This is a genomic window from Moraxella pluranimalium (genome assembly GCF_002014825.1).
Taxonomy (GTDB): Bacteria; Pseudomonadota; Gammaproteobacteria; order Pseudomonadales; family Moraxellaceae; genus Moraxella; species Moraxella pluranimalium.
This window is the reverse complement of the sequence record NZ_MUYU01000044.1, coordinates 1-2,043: the sequence shown is the minus strand read 5'-3', so window position 1 is coordinate 2,043 and position 2,043 is coordinate 1. Positions and strand designations below refer to the sequence as shown.

Sequence of the window (2,043 nt, the reverse complement as noted above, 5' to 3'; positions counted from 1 at the left end):
ATTAGTTGACCACTACAGATTGACATTGTGATAGTCAAGCGGCTCTCCTGTGTGCGAACAAAAGACAAATTTGGATTTACCATAGCTCACCTGATACTGTGCTTTGAGTGCTTCAAAAACAAATGGCGACATCATAATCTCACGATTGGATTCTAATGTTTTAGGCTCACCCATCACGCCATTGACCAATGCTTGTCTGATACGGATTTCTTTTCTTTCAAAATCCACATGCTCCCATGTCAATCCATCAATTTCACTGGTGCGCATACCGGTAAAGAATCGGACGATATAGTAGTTTTTATAATCAGCGCGCACACCGTGGATGAATCGCCACACTTCATCAATACTAAACGGCTCAATCTGTGATTTTGGCGTCTTTAACTTCTTAATATCTTCACAAGGATTGTTAAAGTTGTAGCGTTTTGACGCTTCTTTTAGTATCATAGTCAATGTGGTCATAATTGCATTGATTCTGGCTGCAGACAGGGTGTTCTTGGTATTATTGTAGGTCACTTTGGCGAGGGAACTACGAAATGCCAAGACATCCGACTTTTCAATCATAAATAAAGCCCGATTTGCAAAATTAGGCAATAAATACTTGTTTAGAATAATCATAATTTTCTCCTGATAGGTTTTACGCCATTCAATCTGCTTTTCTTCAAACCACAGTTCTGCAAACTCTTTAAATAACGGCGTATCGCTTTGTAGGCTTAATCGTCGGTTATTGAGCTCATCAAAATAGGCAGCCTTATCACTCTTTGGGAAATACTGCTCATAACGAAAGCTACCCAATAAAATCTCCGCTTCCATCTTCTCAAGCACCTTAGCAAGCTTTTTACGATTTGCCGGTGTGTCAGTCAGATTGGTTGTTTCTCGGCAGCGTTTGCCCATATAGTGAAAATCAACAAAAAGCAAACTACTGCCTTTTCTGGTTCTGATTGTTGCCATATTACTCTCCTATTGTAGTGCCATACCATTAATACTACCCATAATGCCAGTACGCATATCTTTTTCAATTTGCTCCCAGATATACAAGATCTTGCGACCGCCAAATGGTCTAAAGTAATGAATGCCTTCAATCAATACAGAATCCTTTAGCTGATTGCGAATGGTACGCTCATCATATTTAATCATCTGCGAAAGCTCTTGAGTGGTGAGGTAGGTTTGTGTCATAATGATTACCTTTATCATGTGATTTAGTTCAACTATCATTAGCTATTTGTACTATAACAAAATAGCATCTCTGTATAAGGTTGTATTTTTTACCATTTAGATGGTAATTTTTACCTTATGTGCGTAATATACATGATAATTATCACAAAGTAAAGCTTTTTTACCATAAAAAAGGTAATTTTATGATTATTAATCGTTTTCCAGTAATTTTGGCAGAAAAAAGACTTCGAGTGGCTGATGTTGTCAGGGCGACAGGGATGAGCAAGACGACGTTGCATAAGTTATATAACGACGACTCATCACGTATCGATTTTGAGACGCTTGATAAACTATGTCGATTCTTGGAAGTGCAGGTTGGGGATTTGCTTGAGTATAAGCCTGATGATTTGTCGCAATCAAAATAGGTTTAGGTCAAAGCCTAGCTTATAATCAATCGATGTATATTTTGGCTTAATAATGTAGCTTACTGCTTAAAATTGAGTTGGGGTAATTTTTCCAATATTTTGACTTATTGAAAAAGAGCCAATGGGCACATTTTAGGCACAATTTGGGCACACAAAAATTTGCATGTGCCCAACTTATCAAAAGTGGTCACACAATAATACAAATAAACAACCACCCAAACCCTTGATTTTAAACAACAAAAAAGCCCAAACCGTTCGATTTGGACTTTTTAAAATTTGGAGCGGGAAACGAGATTCGAACTCGCGACCCCAACCTTGGCAAGGTTGTGCTCTACCAACTGAGCTATTCCCGCATATCAGCATTTTGCTTATTTGCTTAGCATCTGTCGCTGTATGGGTGCGTATTATACAGGATAATAATCTGCCGTCAAGCGTTTTTTGTAAAAAAATGAGCCGCACCCCAAAA

The 2,043-nt window shown here is 38.2% G+C and carries 3 protein-coding genes and 1 tRNA gene; 1 reads left to right on the top strand and 3 read right to left on the bottom strand.

Annotation, left to right across the window (positions count from 1 at the left end; all coding sequences use genetic code 11):
* Window positions 1-12: 12 nt before the first annotated feature.
* Both B0680_RS10595 and B0680_RS10590 read right to left on the bottom strand, forming a co-directional pair.
* Window positions 13-948, bottom strand: coding sequence for an Arm DNA-binding domain-containing protein (locus B0680_RS10595; protein WP_078255063.1), 936 nt, complete (start codon window positions 946-948; stop codon window positions 13-15).
* A gap of 9 nt (window positions 949-957) precedes the next feature.
* Window positions 958-1,173, bottom strand: coding sequence for a hypothetical protein (locus tag B0680_RS10590; RefSeq protein ID WP_076555708.1), 216 nt, complete (start codon window positions 1,171-1,173; stop codon window positions 958-960).
* Between the two features lie 182 nt (window positions 1,174-1,355).
* On the opposite strand from B0680_RS10590, the gene B0680_RS10585 reads away from it, so the two are divergent.
* Window positions 1,356-1,577 (top strand): helix-turn-helix domain-containing protein, encoded by a 222-nt coding sequence (locus B0680_RS10585; RefSeq protein ID WP_049237014.1) that lies wholly within the window; start codon window positions 1,356-1,358, stop codon window positions 1,575-1,577.
* 277 nt (window positions 1,578-1,854) lie between these two features.
* Here the strand turns inward: B0680_RS10585 and B0680_RS10580 are convergent.
* Window positions 1,855-1,930 (bottom strand) — tRNA-Gly (locus B0680_RS10580).
* Between the last annotated feature and the right edge of the window lie 113 nt (window positions 1,931-2,043).

What these genes read in the sequence shown, in the direction of transcription:
- B0680_RS10595 (WP_078255063.1), bottom strand. Translation starts at nt 948, where the DNA reads ATGGCAACAATCAGAACCAGAAAAGGCAGTAGTTTGCTTTTTGTTGAT.
- B0680_RS10585 (WP_049237014.1), top strand. Translation starts at nt 1,356, where the DNA reads ATGATTATTAATCGTTTTCCAGTAATTTTGGCAGAAAAAAGACTTCGA.
- B0680_RS10590 (WP_076555708.1), bottom strand. Translation starts at nt 1,173, where the DNA reads ATGACACAAACCTACCTCACCACTCAAGAGCTTTCGCAGATGATTAAA.